17 protein-coding genes are annotated in these 17,119 nt (G+C 36.5%); 13 read left to right on the top strand and 4 right to left on the bottom strand.

Features of this window, described 5'->3' with window-relative positions:
• The first annotated feature begins 365 nt into the window (after positions 1 to 365).
• From fadD to SJ312_RS03840, 6 genes are all read left to right on the top strand, one after another.
• Complete coding sequence (fadD, locus tag SJ312_RS03815; RefSeq protein ID WP_096863690.1) at positions 366 to 2,054, top strand: long-chain-fatty-acid--CoA ligase FadD; 1,689 nt, start codon at positions 366 to 368, stop codon at positions 2,052 to 2,054.
• A gap of 84 nt (positions 2,055 to 2,138) precedes the next feature.
• A complete protein-coding gene (gene rnd / locus SJ312_RS03820) occupies positions 2,139 to 3,260 on the top strand; it encodes a ribonuclease D (protein ID WP_110591680.1) in 1,122 nt (373 codons plus the stop codon).
• 441 nt (positions 3,261 to 3,701) lie between these two features.
• Positions 3,702 to 4,445 (top strand): Slam-dependent surface lipoprotein, encoded by a 744-nt coding sequence (locus SJ312_RS03825; RefSeq protein ID WP_110591681.1) that lies wholly within the window; start codon positions 3,702 to 3,704, stop codon positions 4,443 to 4,445.
• A gap of 87 nt (positions 4,446 to 4,532) precedes the next feature.
• Positions 4,533 to 5,945, top strand: a complete 1,413-nt coding sequence (locus SJ312_RS03830; protein ID WP_319866984.1) for a surface lipoprotein assembly modifier — start codon at positions 4,533 to 4,535, stop codon at positions 5,943 to 5,945.
• Positions 5,946 to 5,963: 18 nt separating this feature from the next.
• Positions 5,964 to 8,963, top strand: a complete 3,000-nt coding sequence (locus SJ312_RS03835) for a TonB-dependent receptor domain-containing protein (RefSeq protein ID WP_110591683.1) — start codon at positions 5,964 to 5,966, stop codon at positions 8,961 to 8,963.
• Between the two features lie 70 nt (positions 8,964 to 9,033).
• Positions 9,034 to 9,807, top strand: a complete 774-nt coding sequence (locus tag SJ312_RS03840) for a TonB family protein (RefSeq protein WP_153673456.1) — start codon at positions 9,034 to 9,036, stop codon at positions 9,805 to 9,807.
• A gap of 125 nt (positions 9,808 to 9,932) precedes the next feature.
• Here SJ312_RS03840 and minE read toward each other — a convergent pair whose 3' ends face one another.
• From minE to minC, 3 genes are read right to left on the bottom strand one after another with little or no spacing between them, the layout of a single operon-like run.
• Positions 9,933 to 10,214 carry a cell division topological specificity factor MinE gene (gene minE / locus SJ312_RS03845; protein WP_004254951.1) on the bottom strand — a complete coding sequence of 94 codons (282 nt, stop codon included), beginning with the start codon at positions 10,212 to 10,214 and terminating at the stop codon, positions 9,933 to 9,935.
• A 3-nt stretch (positions 10,215 to 10,217) separates the two neighbouring features.
• A complete protein-coding gene (gene minD, locus SJ312_RS03850) occupies positions 10,218 to 11,033 on the bottom strand; it encodes a septum site-determining protein MinD (RefSeq protein ID WP_004254944.1) in 816 nt (271 codons plus the stop codon).
• Positions 11,034 to 11,056: 23 nt separating this feature from the next.
• A complete protein-coding gene (gene minC / locus SJ312_RS03855) occupies positions 11,057 to 11,758 on the bottom strand; it encodes a septum site-determining protein MinC (protein ID WP_004254943.1) in 702 nt (233 codons plus the stop codon).
• 129 nt (positions 11,759 to 11,887) lie between these two features.
• Here minC and SJ312_RS03860 point away from each other — a divergent pair, with 129 nt between their 5' ends.
• From SJ312_RS03860 to SJ312_RS03890, 7 genes are all read left to right on the top strand, one after another.
• Entirely contained in the window at positions 11,888 to 12,157 is a 270-nt protein-coding gene (locus SJ312_RS03860; protein ID WP_140172439.1) for a YcgL domain-containing protein, read from the top strand.
• 48 nt (positions 12,158 to 12,205) lie between these two features.
• Positions 12,206 to 13,294 carry a lytic transglycosylase domain-containing protein gene (locus SJ312_RS03865; protein ID WP_165880778.1) on the top strand — a complete coding sequence of 363 codons (1,089 nt, stop codon included), beginning with the start codon at positions 12,206 to 12,208 and terminating at the stop codon, positions 13,292 to 13,294.
• A 19-nt stretch (positions 13,295 to 13,313) separates the two neighbouring features.
• Positions 13,314 to 13,970 carry a fumarylacetoacetate hydrolase family protein gene (locus SJ312_RS03870; RefSeq protein ID WP_094963081.1) on the top strand — a complete coding sequence of 219 codons (657 nt, stop codon included), beginning with the start codon at positions 13,314 to 13,316 and terminating at the stop codon, positions 13,968 to 13,970.
• Positions 13,971 to 13,990: 20 nt separating this feature from the next.
• The gene (locus tag SJ312_RS03875) at positions 13,991 to 14,431 is read left to right on the top strand and encodes a YcgN family cysteine cluster protein (protein ID WP_004254930.1); all 441 of its coding nucleotides are present in this window, start codon (positions 13,991 to 13,993) and stop codon (positions 14,429 to 14,431) included.
• 30 nt (positions 14,432 to 14,461) lie between these two features.
• A complete protein-coding gene (locus SJ312_RS03880; protein WP_004254926.1) occupies positions 14,462 to 14,584 on the top strand; it encodes a hypothetical protein in 123 nt (40 codons plus the stop codon).
• A 324-nt stretch (positions 14,585 to 14,908) separates the two neighbouring features.
• Positions 14,909 to 15,118 (top strand): hypothetical protein, encoded by a 210-nt coding sequence (locus tag SJ312_RS03885; RefSeq protein ID WP_036957787.1) that lies wholly within the window; start codon positions 14,909 to 14,911, stop codon positions 15,116 to 15,118.
• A gap of 307 nt (positions 15,119 to 15,425) precedes the next feature.
• Positions 15,426 to 15,659, top strand: coding sequence for a DUF333 domain-containing protein (locus SJ312_RS03890; RefSeq protein WP_004254920.1), 234 nt, complete (start codon positions 15,426 to 15,428; stop codon positions 15,657 to 15,659).
• A gap of 657 nt (positions 15,660 to 16,316) precedes the next feature.
• Here SJ312_RS03890 and SJ312_RS03895 read toward each other — a convergent pair.
• A complete protein-coding gene (locus SJ312_RS03895) occupies positions 16,317 to 16,454 on the bottom strand; it encodes a hypothetical protein (RefSeq protein ID WP_153673455.1) in 138 nt (45 codons plus the stop codon).
• Positions 16,455 to 17,119: the final 665 nt, after the last annotated feature.

Genomic DNA, 17,119 nt, shown 5'->3' on the forward strand with positions numbered 1-17,119 from the left:
TATCTAAATAAGAGCTGATAAATAAGAGTGTTTAATAAAAGTATTAGCTAAAATTTAATCCCAGCAAAAGTGACTTCGGTTAATGTAATAGATTAAATCCCTTCTTAAGTGCGAGATAACCTTTCCAAAAATAGCGTAAAATCATGTATAATCAGGCAATCTTGTACAGATTTACATCTGTTTAACGAATTTAAGACAAACTAGGCGGCTTAGTCCGCCTAGTTTTTTCTTGAAGGAACAAAATTTATTTAGTGATAGACCTCTCAACCTTGACATTGTCTGTTTTTCAAACTGGTACGCTGAGTTAATAATTTGTTAAAAGAGATGTTGAGTATAATAACTTCACTAAATTCAGGAGTAACATTTTGGAAAAAATCTGGCTAAAAAATTACCCTGCTGATGTGCCGGAAGAAATCAATCCTGATAGCTTCGCTTCTCTAGCAGAGTTACTTGAAGATGCGGTCTCTCAATTTGCCGACCAACCTGCATTCATTAATATGGGAGCAGTGATGACTTATCGGAAACTTGAAGAGAGAAGTCGCGCTTTTGCCGCCTACTTACAAAATGGACTTGGTCTTAAAAAAGGGGATCGTGTCGCATTAATGATGCCAAACCTATTACAGTATCCGATTGCCCTGTTTGGGATATTGCGAGCAGGTATGGTGGTAGTCAACGTCAACCCACTTTATACCCCGAGAGAATTAGAGCACCAATTGAATGATAGCGGTGCAACCGCAATTGTAATTGTGTCGAATTTTGCACATACACTGGAAAAAATTGTTTTCAATACCAAAGTGAAACACGTCATTTTAACTCGTATGGGTGACCAGCTTTCACGTCCTAAAGCCACGATTGTTGATTTTGTTGTCAAATATGTAAAACGTTTAGTCCCTAAATATAACTTACCAGACGCCATCTCCTTTCGCCGTGCCATGCATTATGGCTATCGTATGCAATATATTAAACCTAACATTGCTGGTGATGACTTGGCCTTTTTGCAATATACAGGTGGAACCACCGGTGTTGCTAAAGGGGCGATGTTAACTCATCGCAATATGTTAGCAAATATTGAGCAGGCAAGGGCAGCTTACGGGCCTGTACTGAAATTTGGTGCTGAATTTGTTGTCACCGCTTTACCGCTGTACCATGTTTTTGCATTGACAGTAAACTGCTTACTGTTTATCACTGTAGGGGGCGTTAACTTATTGATTACTAACCCTAGAGATGTACCGGACACCGTAAAACAATTAGGACGTTATCCGGTTACGTCAATTACCGGGGTTAATACCTTATTTAATGCATGGTTGCACAACGAAGAGTTTAAAAAACTGGATTTTTCGCGTTTACGTCTTTCGGTTGGTGGGGGGATGCCTGTTCAAAAAGCAGTTGCAGAAAAATGGCAAAAGCTCACTGGGAAACATTTACTCGAAGGGTATGGGTTAACGGAATGTGCGCCACTAGTTACAGGTAATCCTTATAATTTAACCAGTTATAGCGGAAGTATTGGTTTACCTGTTCCATCAACAGATGTTAAATTTCTTGATGATAACGGCAACGAAGTCGCTATTGGTGAACCTGGTGAAATGTGGGTAAAAGGCCCGCAAGTCATGAAAGGGTATTGGAACCGCCCTGATTCCACTGCGGATACGATAGTGGATGGTTGGTTAGCGACAGGGGATATCGCTGAAATTGATAGCGAAGGGTATATTCGTATTGTTGATCGTAAAAAAGATATGATCATCGTTTCAGGTTTTAACGTCTATCCAAATGAAATTGAAGATGTCATTTCTGCACATCCGGACGTGATAGAATGCGCTGCAATTGGTGTACCTAGTGAAAGTACAGGCGAAGCGGTTAAAGTTTTCGTTGTAACGAAAAATGCGAATTTAACGGGTGATGAGCTAAAAACCTTTTGCCGCCGTTCATTAACCGCGTATAAAGTCCCTAAGATATTTGAATTTCGTGATGAATTACCAAAATCTAACGTGGGTAAAATTTTACGTAAAGACCTACGTGATGAAGAAAAATTGCAAAGAGAAAAATCACAAGTATGATTGTGGTTTAGTCGTAAATTATAAATAGATGACGCCGGTTTTAGCCGGCGTCATTGTGATGAAAATAACAAAGAGAAACTTGTTTTGAATTATCGTTTAGTAACTACAGATAGCGAATTAGCCCAAGTATGCCAAGAGGCGAGTAATGCACCATGGCTCGCTTTGGATACCGAGTTTGTTCGTACCCGAACATATTACCCACAACTAGGTTTGCTACAGCTATATGATGGAAAGCAAGTTTCGTTAATTGACCCATTATTAATGACGGATTTTAGCCCGTTCAAAGCACTTTTAACGAATCCTGAGCAACTTAAATTTTTACATGCAGGTAGTGAAGACTTAGAAGTGTTTATGCATGATTTTGATTGTGTCCCTGAGCCGATGATCGACACACAAGTTGTGGCGGCATTTTTAGGTTATCCAATTTCTTGTGGTTTTGCATCATTGGTTGCTGAACATTTAGGTATTGAACTAGACAAAAGTGAATCACGGACAGACTGGCTTGCGCGTCCTCTGAGCGAAAAACAATGCGATTATGCAGCCGCAGATGTGCTGTATTTGCTGCCATTAGCTGAAATTCTAATGGAAAAAGTGACTGAAGCGGGCTACTTGGAAGATGCCAAAGATGAGTGTCAACGTGTTGTGGCTCGTCGGCAAAAAGCCTTAAAGCCAGAAAAAGCCTACATGAATATCCATAATGCATGGCAGCTACGTGATGAACAGCTCGCTTGTTTGCAATTATTAGCCGAATGGCGTTTAAACCAAGCTAAAGCCCGCGATATGGCAGTTAACTTTGTAGTAAAAGAAGAGCATCTATGGAAAGTGGCTCGTTATTTACCGAGCTCTCTGGGTGAACTTGATGCACTTGGCTTAACTGGGCAGGAAATTCGTTGCCATGGCAAGCGCTTGTTAGCCATTGTCGAGCAAGCAAAGCAACTTGAAGAAAGTGAATACCCAACACCTGTAGCGAATATTACGGAACAGAGCCAATACAAAAGCTTATTTAAAGAAATTAAAGCGGTGGTCAAAGATATTGCTGAAAATGAAAAATTTAATGCAGAACTATTGGCTTCTAGGCGGCAAATTAACCAATTATTGTCGATTCATTGGGGTTTAAAATCTTCGGTTACACCTCCTGAACTGTTATCGGGGTGGAGAGGGCGATTACTCGCCGAGCCCATTACAAAGTTATTAGCAAACGAGTAATATATTAAGGTACAAGAAGAGAGCTTCTTGTACCTTATTTAAATAGCTTAGCTTATTTATAATCTTCAATCTTATCTTCATTTTTATTTATTATTCATTCAATAAACTTATAAAAATATACGTCACATTTACTTGTGGGTGTGTTTATCTTATTTTCACTCAAAATTTGTAATTACTCTTAAAATTCAATTAATCTTTAATGTAAAACGTAATAAATAAAACTATCCATTATAGGGTCTTTAATTAACCAGTTAAAAAATAAAAGGTTATTTTATTTTTATGGTTTAATAATAAAAAATTGAATTATATCCCTTACATTTGTAAATAAAAATCATTTTCATATACTGAATCTCGAACATTAAAGGAAAGAATAACCTTTTATTTAATGTGTTTCGTTAATAAACCAATCTAATTCAAACTTCTATTGAAGAGGATGAATAAATGAAAAAATTATCACTAATTACAGTCGCAGTATCTTTGTCTATATTTTCTGTTGGTGTTATGGCAGAAACGGAATCAGCACAAAGCTTAAAATATGATCTTGACCTAACAAACATTATTGTTGGTAAAACCCAATCAACCATGGGGCCACACGGTGGTAGTATTGGTGCACCGGGTATCGGTTCTCGCTTTATGAGAAATGGAAAAACAATTTCGTTCTCTGGTTTAAAAAACTTAGTCACGCAAAAGCCTGACAACGTGTATGTTTTGGAAAGTGGCGGTAGCCCGCACGGTGGAATGGGTAAGTTCCAATTTAGCCAGGTTGCAGATGCCGAGGTATATTTCGGTGATTGGTCACAAACTGGGGAAGCCGATGACGCAATGCACACGGTTTATTTCTCTGGTGAGAATGCAACGACAGAAGTGCCAACCAGTGGCCAAGCGACTTATACTATAGCGGGTATTAACCAGTTTGCAGGTGAAGAAAAACAGACGGGTTGGTTTAATGCTGACTTCGCGGATAAATCATATACAGGTGCATTAGAAGGAGTAAATAGCCACTCCATGGCAGGGGATATTAAAGAAGACGGTAAATTTAGCGGTACTGCCATTGCTAATGGAATACACCAAGGTGATAGTATGGGGCAACTCTTTGGTGATAATGCTGAACAAGTGGCGGGTATTCTCTCTTATGCGGATAACCGTGAGTTAGACACGGCATTTGGTGGCCAGAAAGACGAATAATTACTGAACATATAATTAGCTAAAAAAAGTAGGCAAAAGTGATTTTGTCTACTTTTTTATTTTTGTCATTAAAATGGTAGCCTAATCATGTTATTTTTTAATAAAAAAACACATTTAATATATTTGAGTTTATTATTACTTTTTTCTCTCCCTTCGGTATTGTCAGCTCAAGAGCTAAAAGGAGGAGTTATCGGTAATTTAAAAGATTATAGTAACAAAAAACATCAATCAGAAATAAATAATGTTAAATATAGTGAAAAAAATATCGACGAACTTGGTTTTATTCTTTATGATCTCATTCAGAAACAAGATTTTGACAAAATAAATGAAATTATTGGTAATTACGTTGACCATAAAGACCACGATAAAGAATTGGTTAAATATATTCATTCAGAAAGGGCGGTTTTAAATAAACAGTATGATTTAGCAATTAGCCTATATAATGAGATTTTAATTCACAAGCCTAATATGTTATTGGTTGAGTTAAAACTTGCACAAGCACTGACTTATGTTAAGCACTATGAATCAGCATTATCAATATATCAAAATGTCAAAGTTAAATATAAAGAAAGAATATCAAATGGGTTAACTAAATTTATTAAAAGTCAAATAATAGATTTAGAAAATAAAAATCGTTGGCAAGGTACGATTAAGTTAGGCTCAAGTTATGATTTTAATTTAAATGAAGCATCAAATAGCCGTGAGATGTACTGTTTTCGTAGTAAATGTATGAATAGTAGTAACCAGTCTATCGCTGGTGGAAAGTGGCATTATTATACTAAACTATCAAAGCGTTTTCCTCTAGTAGGAAACCACTCAACGGTACTCTCATTAGGTGTGGTTGGGGTGGAGCCAATGAAAACAGTCACGGCTAGAAAAACGAATATATATGTTACTGGGGGGTATCAATTTGATAACGCGAATACAAAGTTCTATATACAGCCTACCCTTGAGGCTAAATGGCATGATAACCAATACTATAATTTAAGCTTTTGGGGGAAAATAGCGGCAGAATACACATTGAGCCGTCGAGTAACATTTCTAAGTGATATTGAATATAAAAATAAAATTTACCCTTATAAGTATAGTTTTAATAACGGCGATAAATGGGTTTATTCAGTTACTGGTACCTATTTAATAAACCCTCGATTAATGGTTTTTGGCAGTTTTTATGGAGCTAACAGGAAAAAGCAATACGATAGTGAGAGCTATGTACAGTATGGGGTTAGGGTGGGTTTTTTAAAAGTAACCGAACTGTGTGATCTACTTGTTGCGATAGGTTATAAGCAAACAAATTTTGAACGGTTTGATGCATTTTTGAATGTAAAAAGAAAAGATCATAATGGGTATTTAAACACCCAATTAACATTTGATAAAAATAAAATATTAACTTTTACGCCTTCTATTTATTTTAATAGCCAAGTGAATAAAAGTATTGCAGATATTATTTATTCTTTTAAGCAAAGTGAAGTCGGTGTCAATTTCACCAAGAAATTTTAATTTTCACCGGAACAGATAATGAAAATCAAAACAGTGATAGCCATTAATATCGCAACAGGGTTATCTATTGGCAATATTACAAACTTAGTCTATGCACAACAAAGTGAAAACATCGGTTCTATTGTGGTAAATGATAAAGCGGCCACAATCAAAGAGCGTGATAGAAAAGGGGCGGATGACCAATATGATAAAGACGAATCAAGTATTTACATTAGTAAAGAAGAAATTGATCGTTATAAAGGTACTAACCCCGCAGACACTATTAACCATGCGGTAGGGGTATACAGTGGAGATGCCCGTAATAGCGGGGCAATAGACCCCAATGTTCGGGGTATACAGGGGCAAGGGCGTGTCCCGGTGACTGTAGATGGTACAGAGCAAGCTATCACTGTTTGGCGTGGTTATAATGGGGCGAATAATCGTAATTACATCGACCCGAATATGATTAGTAGCATTAAGGTAATGAAAAGTGCAACACTAGACCGCAATGTGCGTACATCGACGGGGGGAGGAGTTGCCATAACAACGCTAGGCATTGATGACGTTGTGGATAAATACGACAAGTTTGGTTTTGATATTAAATTAGAAACATCGAGTAACTCGACAAAACCGAGGGTTAATCAATTAAGCCACGGTATAGATTACCGTGATGATAAGCGGCTATTGAATACGTTAGACATGCAGAAGTTTCGTGGGATTTATTTTAAAGATCACGAAATGCTTGTTGATCCTCGCAGTAAAGGTAACGCTAATTTCTTTAATCTGCAAGATAACGCAGCGCGTATTGCCGTTGGGACACGGCAAGAAAAGTTTGATTTGATGCTGGCATACAGCTATCGCAACCAAGGTAATTATTTTGCTGGGCGCCGAGGGGCGGGTAAATTTTATGACGACATCATTACTTATGACCCTAATAACCCAAATAAAGCGATAGATCCATATATGCCCTTCGTAGCTAGGATTTATGGGCCAAATAAAGAGGTGGCGAATACATCAAATGAAATGTCGACATGGTTAGCTAAATTAAACATGATGCTACCTAATTCACAGGACTTATCCCTTGGTTATATGCATACATCAAGTCATTATGGCGAAATCATGCCATCGCAAATTCGGTATCATGATTTAGAGGGAAAAATTCCACAATGGCCTTTAGCTAACTTGGCGCTAAATACTTTTTACGCCAATTATTCGTTCAAACCTGAGTCCATTGGTTGGATTGATTTTCGATTAGGCTATTGGTTAACAAAAACGGATTTAAACTCAAATACCGCAGGTGGCCAACCTAGGGAACCAATGGAAAGGGATTGGAATTATGAATTTGGTCGAGATAAAAATGTAGCTAAAAATCCTGCTATCAATGGCACCTTAGTTGATGGGATTAAATTAAACCAACTTAACGATCGCTATGGTGTTTCATTATCCAATAAATTTCAAATTACACCTGAATTTAAAGTGACTTTAATGGGAAGCTTAATTGATGAAACCATTGGTAGTCGTGAAGATATCTTTAATTCGGATTCGACCCCAAAGGGTAACATGTTCCGGGCTATCCCTAGGGAAGGTAAACGTCGGGAATATAATGGGACTATTCGCTTTGATTGGCAGCCTACCGAATGGTTAAGTCTGAATGCGGGGGCTCAATATATTAGCTACTGGTCAAGGGATTTATTAAAAGAGAGACGCATTGCGGCTAAAGATATAAATTATGCACCTTATAGCCATATAACGGCGAGAAATTTCCTATTATCCCGTTTATTAAGTGCGGAAGAATACCAAACAATAAAACAGTATATTGATGATAAAGGGAATACATATAATGATATAAAAGGAAAAAGTTATGAGAGAAGAATTTTTATCGAGCAAGCATTAAACATGAAAAAGGATTCGTTATGTGATGTTGGATTAATAGGGAAAAAATTAGAATTTAGAATCACAGAAGTTAACCATGTAGTGAAATGGAAAGTGGATGAAAATAACCGATTTGTAGCTAAAAATAACCCATTTTATAATGGGGAGGTTGATTTAAAAGAAGAAAAAATAGACCCCGTCACCGGTTTAAAAGCCAAAAAATATCTCGTTGACCGCGATATTAATAACAGTCAAGATGAAGTGAAGTATTCCAATAAACAAAAATTTAAAGCGCCGAAAAGAAATGAAGAATCAGCTTGGGCTCCGGCATTAGGGGCAACAATTTACTTAACAGAGAACGATCGAATATTTGGGCGTTATTTAGAAACCGTTAGGATGCCAAGTATCTTTGAAGACACTATTGGTTTTTCGGGGGGAAGAGAGCCGAATTACACGCCACCGGTTTATTTGCCAGAACGCAGCCATACGATAGAACTAGGATATGTGCGTAATTTCCAAGATCTCGTCGCGGCAGAAAACCATGCTGATTTACGCATAAATTACTACAATACCGTAGTCACAAATGCCTTTGATAGGAACGACAGGTTAGTCTTTACGCAGGTTGATAAACATAACACGGCCGGTTTGGAACTGTTGGCGCGTTATGATAATGGCTGGGTATTCGGTGACTTAGGGGTAGATTACCGCTTAAAAAATGAGGTTTGTGATGAAGTTTCATTGATGGTAATGGATCCCTATAACCAATTTGGTGGCTCAGAGTGTACAACAGCAGGGTTCCCTGGCGGCTATTTGCGTACTCAATTGCAACCTAAGTACAGCATTCATGCCAACCTAGGTTTGCGTTTTTTAGATGAACGTTTAGAAGTGGGTAGCCGCATGCGTTATCACAGCAAAGCAAAAAATGAAGATGAAGCGGAAATGATGGATAAATACCCGTACCAGTATGCGCCATTAAACAATGATCCAATGAGTTGGAATGCCGTTTTTACCGCTGATGCTTATGTTAATTATCAGTTTAATAAAGACCTATCATTTGAATTATTAGCCACAAACTTATTTGATGAATATTATATAGACCCATTAACCCGTAGTATGATGCCTGCACCGGGTAGGACTGTGCGTTTCAATATCACCAGTCGTTTCTAAAAAGGATCCCCCCCTTCGCTGATACTGTTGCATTTATGTATTGGTGAGGGGGGCTGTTAGGGATATTAAAATGATTACTTTACGTTTTAATTTTGCTGTTATGGTTTCCTTATTATTCCATTTTGGCATCGTTTTTTATTGTTTAAGTATAGAAAAAACACGTTCTGCACAAATTTATACACCAATACAAGCAGCTATTGTTTCTGTTTCATTGATGCAAAATGTAATTGAAAAGCAAGTAAACGATACAATATTAAATAATAAGCTATCAGGGGGCTTACTTGCTGAATCACAACAAAATGAAAATGCAGTAATTAAAGTTGCTAATAAAAAAAGTTCACATAGCGATGAAAATAAAATTTCTGATGATCAGAAAAAAGTCATCAAACAGAAAGAGGAAAAACAAACTAATAAAAAGGTTACTCAGCAGAAAGAGCCGCAACAAAAAAGTGAAAAAAATGATGATGTAAAACAAGAGCAGCATGTGGGGAAAAACGATAATCAATCTAATGCGGCAGGCCAGAAGGGAGCACAAAGGACGACCTCGGTAGGAAATGCAATAGATTCAACGTATCAAAGCTATATTGATAAATTACGTAGTGAAATTGAACGACATAAACGTTACCCAAGAAAAGCGAGAAATACCAATATCCAAGGAGTTGTAAAAGTAAGTTTTCAACTTTCCTCATTAGGGGAAATTACGATGGTGCGTATAGTTAATTCCTCAACACATAATACGCTCGACCAAGCTGCGTTATCAGCTGTACAGAAAAGCCGCTCAGTAGGAGCACCGCCAGAAGGTTTAAAAAAACTGATAACAATGGAAATTAAATTTGAATTATAAAACGAATAGGTTTTTACTTTAGTAGAATTATAGCGTAACCATTTGATTAATTGGGCTAAATCATAAAAAGTAAGCCGCAAGCTATTGCATGAAACAAAAGTTAGACAGCGGCTTTCTTTCACGAATTATTTTTCTGTTGTCGTTTTTATGTCGTCACCTTCTGGCAACGTAACGTTTAGTTCAAGAACAGAAATATCATCCCCTTTTTGCTCAAATTGCACTGATAACATCTCAGGGTCAACTTGGACATACTTACAGATAACCTGCAAAATATCTCTTTTCATATCTGCAAGATATGGGGGCTCGCTATCACCACGGCGGCGTTCTGCAACGATGATCTGTAATCGCTCTTTTGCGATATTCGCTGTCGTTTTTTTTCTCGACAGAAAGAAATCCAATAAAGCCATTATTTACCCCCCAAATAGGCGTTTTAAGAAACCTTTTTTCTCTTCTTCAATGAAACGGATAGGGCGATCTTCACCTAAAATACGTGCAACACAATCATCATAGGCTTGGCCTGCATCAGACTCTGTATCCAGAATAACGGGTTCGCCTTGGTTGGAAGAGCGCAGTACAGATTGGTCTTCAGGAATAACACCGATCAAAGGAATACGCAGAATTTCCAGAACATCTTCCATGCTTAGCATATCACCACGCGTTACACGGCCTGGGTTATAGCGTGTTAGCAATAGGTGTTCTTTAATTGGTGCTTCGCCTTTTTCTGCGCGGCGTGATTTTGACGCTAAAATACCCAAAATACGGTCTGAGTCGCGAACAGAAGAAACTTCTGGGTTGGTAGTAATAATAGCTTCGTCAGCAAAATATAGTGCCATTAAGGCGCCACTTTCAATACCTGCGGGGGAATCACAAACAATAAAATCAAAACCAAGATCGTCACTTAATTCGTCAAGAATTTTGCCAACGCCTTCACGAGTTAATGCGTCTTTATCGCGTGTTTGCGAAGCAGGTAAAATAAATAAATTCTCGGTGCGCTTATCTTTGATTAAAGCCTGATTAAGGGTTGCATCACCTTGGATAACGTTTACGAAGTCATAGACTACTCGACGTTCACACCCCATGATAAGGTCAAGGTTACGTAGGCCGATATCAAAATCGATCACTACAGTTTTGTTCCCTTTTTGTGCCAGGCCAGTAGCTATGGCCGCGCTTGAAGTGGTTTTACCAACGCCACCTTTACCTGAAGTCACTACAATTATGCGTGCCATGAATAATTCCTTGTAAATAAGGTCTAATTTAAATATTCGATGTTAAGTTTGTTATCAACTAAACAAAGTTTAGCTGCTTTGGCGAGAAATTCAGCAGGGATTTGATCGCTCAGCCAATATTCACCTGCAATTGAAACCAGCTCAGCTTGCAAATGAGTACAATAAATCTGACTTTCAATATCGCCGGAGGCTCCAGCTAATGCACGGCCTCGCATCACGCCATAAATATGGATATTACCATCTGCTAATAGTTCTGCACCTGCACTAACATTGCTTGTGACGATCAGATCACTATTTGGTGCATAAATACGTTGTCCAGAACGAACAGGGGTATTGATAATACGAGTTTTACGATATAAAGGTTCAGCTTGAACTACTGCAGCCGGGGGGTCAGGCTGAATTTCAACAGGTTTTTGGCTTTTACCTTCGCTTAATATTGGTAAACCCGCATCGTTTGCTTTTTGTCGCATTTGTGGGTCAGTGCACCCACTGATACCAACAATACGTAATCCCGCAGAAATAACAGATTTATGAATACTCTGTAAATCTGCATTTGGGGATAATTCAGCGATGTTAATCACGACAGGAGCATTTTTAAAGAAATCAGGAGCCTGATTTACTTTATCTTGCAGCGATTTTTTGATGAGTTTAGGCTCTTCACTGTATAAGTGAATAACTGAAAGAGTAAAACTGCTGCCTTTAAGTTCTATTGGCGATTGTGGCATCTATCCAGACTCAGCAAATTAAAATTTCCGAAACAATCCTCGGGTGAAGATATTCTGTAAAACAATAGCATGTTATAGTTACTGCATACTTCAAGCAAGCTAATGAACTAAGAAAAAGAGTTAAATATAATGATTTGTGCAATTTATAGAAGCCCTAAGCGTGACCAAACTTATCTTTATATTGAGAAGAAAGATGATTTTTCACGTGTTCCTGAGGAATTATTAGTCCAATTTGGAACACCTCAATTTGCTATGCTCGTCTCATTAGATAAGCGTGAAAAGCTTGCCAATGCTGACTTGGCAAAGGTTAAATCTGATCTCATAGAGGTTGGTTATTACCTACAATTCCCACCTCCGGTGGAAAATTTGCTTTCAGAACACAAAGAACTGAATAACTAGAGCAAATTAAGAAAATCCTGAAAAGCAATAACACTCTGGAGGAGACGAATGAAACCAACGTTATTATATACATTAGTCGCTGGTTTGTTTTTAACAAGTTGTTCTGCAACGCAGAACGAATCAGTTGTTACTCAACCGATTACAGTAGAACAAAATGCGGCTATAGCCCAAGAAGTCGTTGCTTTAGACAAAGCATTCCCTATTGAACAACGTGAACCGTCACAATTTCCTGCTTATGTGGAATTACTGAAAGAACATGCTATTACTCAGGGGATTAAGCCAGACACCATTGAACGTGCTTTTGCTAATGTTCATTTTATTGAGCGTGTTGTGAAAGCAGATAAAGGCCAACCAGAGAAAAGGGCGACGGTTACATTAGCAAGCTATTTAAAAAATGTACTCCCACAATCACGTATCAATGCGGGCTATGACAAATATTTAGAAAACAAATCCATTCTAGATGCTATCAGTGATAAATATGGCGTTCCACCTCAGTTCATTGTTTCGTTATGGGGATTAGAAAGTGGTTTTGGACGTTCACAGGGTAAAGAGGATGTGGTTTCAGCACTTGCGACATTGTCTTTTGAGGGGCGAAGAGAAGCGCTTTTTAGCAAACAACTTTTAGCTGCGCTTGAGATAATGGATAAAGGCTATATTCCAGAAGATCAACAACTTAAAGGTTCATGGGCTGGTGCTATGGGCCAAAGTCAATTTATGCCAACCTCCTATTTGTCCTACGCAGCGGACGGTGATGGTGATGGAAAAATGGACATCTGGAATAATAAATCTGATGTATTTGCATCCATCGCTAATTATTTGTCAACAGAAGGTTGGCAAGCACAATTGCCATGGGGTTACCAAGTTAATTTACCTGCAGATTTTAATAAAACGTTGGAAGGCGTAAAAGCGGAACAAGGGAAATCTGTCAGTGAATGGCAGAAACTAGGCGTGGCATTACCTGCATTTGCTCAGTTACCTTCAGACGTAAAAACGTGGGTGGTTATCCCTGATGACCCTGAAGGCAGGGCATTTTTAGTGACTGAAAATTTCCGTACCATTATGCATTGGAACCGCTCATATTATTTTGCATTGAGCGTATGCATGATGGCAGATGGTATCGCTAATAAAATAAAATAACGATAATAGGAGTACTATTATGTATCAACATCGTGACTGGCAAGGTGCGTTACTTGATTTTCCTGCAAATAAAGTTGTTTGTGTTGGTAGTAATTATGCAAAGCATATAAAAGAAATGGGGTCTGCTACACCGGAAGAGCCCGTTATTTTTATTAAACCAGAAACTGCTTTGTGTGACATTACTCAATCAATTGTTATTCCAAAAGACTTTGGTTCTGTTCATCATGAAATTGAGATGGCAATTTTAATTGGTATGCCATTAAAAAATGCGGATGAAGACCGTGTATCACGCTCTATCGCAGGTTATGCAGTTGCATTGGATTTAACCTTACGTGATTTACAAGCTAAATTTAAGAAAGCTGGTCAGCCATGGGAAAAAAGCAAATCATTTGACGGGTCATGCCCAATTTCGGGTTTTATTCCTGTCAGTAGCCCGAATGATTTACAAAATGTTCAGCTTTCTTTAGAAATTAATGGTGAAGTTCGCCAAGAGGGCTCGACGCGTGATATGATCACCCCAATTTTACCACTGATTAGCTATATGTCCCGTTTTTTCACATTGCGTGCAGGGGACGTTATTTTAACGGGAACACCTGAAGGTGTTGGCCCATTAGCTTCTGGTGATATGCTAAAATTATCAATTAATGATCACTCGCTGACTACTCGGGTTATTTAAGTATAGGATTAATAAGTATTATGTCGCAGTTCTGGCAAGTTAAAACTTTAGATGAAATGACAGATGAAGAGTGGGAATCTCTTTGTGATGGTTGTGGGCAGTGCTGTTTGCACAAGTTAATGGATGAAGATACTGATGAAATCTATTTCACTAATGTCGCTTGTAATCAGCTAAATCTAAAAACTTGCCAGTGTAAGCATTATGAAGATCGCTTCAGTTATGAAGCGGATTGCATAAAGCTTAATCGCTATAACTTAGAAACGTTTGGATGGTTGCCAAGTACTTGTGCTTACCGTTTGTTATTAGAAGGGAAAACTCTCCCAGCTTGGCATCCATTAAAAACAGGGTCCAAAGCGGCGATGCATAATGAAGGTGTGTCCGTTCGCCATATTGCAGTTAGAGAAATTGATGTGGTGGACTGGGAAGAACACATAATGAATAGGCCTATGGGTAAGGGATAGTAATAAATCCTCAATATACAATAAATTATTATGGAAATTTCGTTACTAACAGTAGGCTTAGCTGCCATTCTAAATATTGCTATTTTGCCTGCGATGATTTCTTTTTTTGAAAAATTTAGCCAAGCGGCATTGATGATGTTTTATACGTTTTAATCAATGTATTATAGTGCTTTGAATAAAAGTAGACAGTAATAATCATCATGTTAAAACTGGGTGTGATTATTTATCCTATTAATAATAAGAATACTTATAATTAATACTTCATATTACATCTAATTACGAGTTTTTCTGACTTAAAACTTTAAGTGCATAAAAAATTATCTTTATAATTGATCATTAACCAGTATTTTCCCGCTATGGCTTAAATTACAATATTTTTTATTTAAGAAAATATTGTAATTTGTGACCTCTCATTTTGCCTTTCTCAAGATACTTCGCTAATCTATTTTTAGTAAATACAAATGTAGGGGGATGGAAATGAAAACATTCGGTGTGGTACTCACAATGATTGGCCTCGTTACTGCGATTATTTCTTACAATATGGATGTAAGCATTCCTATTGTTTATGGGGAAAGTGTGAAAGATATGGGCCTGGCATTTGATAGACAGAATTATATTATTGGTAGTTTGTTAGTCGCATTTTGTGGTGTTTTAATTGTCCTATTTGACAATAAAAGACGGAAGTAAAATAGGCTTTATGGCTTACAAATAGATATATAGTCATAAAATGTTAGCTAGTATTATTTGATATAATCCAGATATTGATAGATATAAGTAAGATGCCAATAATTACTCTTAGAGGTAAACATGGCAGGCTGACAGTTGAAATTTTAAGTAATAATGCTGATAGACTAAAGTAATTTATTGACTGTTGTTGATGAAGTTTTGAACATTAAATGCGATGTTGTTTTATTTATGAATAAAAACCAGTTTATATTAGTTTCATTCCGTTATAATAAACAAACATTCCAAACTGACTTAAAAAATATTTCTTATGAAGAAAGTACTTGTATTAGCTAGTTTTGTGCTCATTTCTGGATGTGTTTCCAATAAAACCGAAATAGAGCCTAAGGCTGTAGGCATGGCAAATCCAGCATCAGTATATTGCGAACAAATTGGAGGGACTCTGGAAATTGTAGATACAGCACAAGGGCAGGTAGGTTACTGTATTTTACCATCAGGTGAAAAAGTTGAAGAATGGGCTCTATACCGTCAGAAAAAACACTAATCAATCATTCACTTCTTGATTACCACAGCAAAAATCTTTTGCAAGATTTTTGCTGTGGCTCCAATCTAACAATATTTCTATTTTAGATTAATCATTTCTTGAAATTAGCCGATATTACTACCTGCAATATATGTGCTTTTATCAGTTGATCAACTAGATAACTATGTTGATGTACACGTGAAATTCTTCGTAGACACATTATGCGGGGAGTTCCCATATTTTGATGGCCTTATATGGATTTTGTAAGGGTGTCATCATATTTTTATGGCAAATTATTGATATAAAATATTTTTATCTATTAATGTCTCATAATCGATAATTTATGGTACTAAAATAGAAACAGCTACCTTATGTTATGTAATTGCTAAATAAATTAGGCTTATTAGAGCGATTGATTTACTAAAACGGCGCTAAACTGTCCGTGAATAGAAAAATAATAGGCAGATAAAGCGTCTTTTATCGATGGCTTTTTGGTTTAGATCACACTTTAACACTCATAGTGAGTGATTTAGGAATATTCTTAATGTTAAAATTTGCCGTATAGATCACATTTTCATAGAGTGTTCGTTTTAAGAAAACACTCTTATTTTCATATGGTTAGAAAATGAGAAAATTGACATAACACAGGCTATAGTTTGTTCAGTTAATCATGTTTTCTTATTCTATATCAAAAATAATGATAATTTTTTTTAACATAGGTTCGACTAAATGATTTGATATTCTATTTTTTACTTCAATAAGAAGTTGAATGAATAAAGGATTATATTGCGATTTTATCACTATTTCTTCTTTCATATTTATTTCCATCACTCCATTTATTTTTTAATTTAGATTAAAATCGATATTTACCTCGCTTAAAAACATATTTTAAAATTATAATAATGACTAAAGTTGATTGTTGATATAAAAGAATATCTATACACTCATAATGAGTGAAATTGATGTTCAAGCATAATAATTCGGAATTCAATATTTTTAATTGTTTGGAGTGACATATCTTTACAGATCAATAATCATTAATTTAATTAATGATTTAGCCCTAATTAGATACTCTGTAATGGATTAATTTTATAGTGATAATGTGAGATAAAGTGTCAAAATGTAAATGAAAACATATATTAAATCTAAATATAATGATTTTTGCTGTTTTTGATAATCTGTATTTTTTGGTTTTGTTGGTTTTTAATCTTATATTTAAAAAAAATTAGATATTAAAAACTAAATATTAGGCTTTTCACGAGTAAATTAGTGAATATTGAAAATCAAAATACCCAATCAATGCTTGTCATTTAATAGCCTGTAACTATCAAAAAATAAATTAGCGATGAAAAAAACGATTTAATAAAACTTAAGTTATTATGTATCCTCTCTTCGAAATCATATAGAGCATATGGTTATAAATTCTAAATAGGACTAATTAAGAAATATATTTATTTGCATTAAACGAATGGTTCAAAGTG

Source organism: Providencia sp. CIM-Carb-044, from assembly GCF_033901115.1.
Lineage (GTDB): Bacteria > Pseudomonadota > Gammaproteobacteria > Enterobacterales > Enterobacteriaceae > Providencia > Providencia hangzhouensis.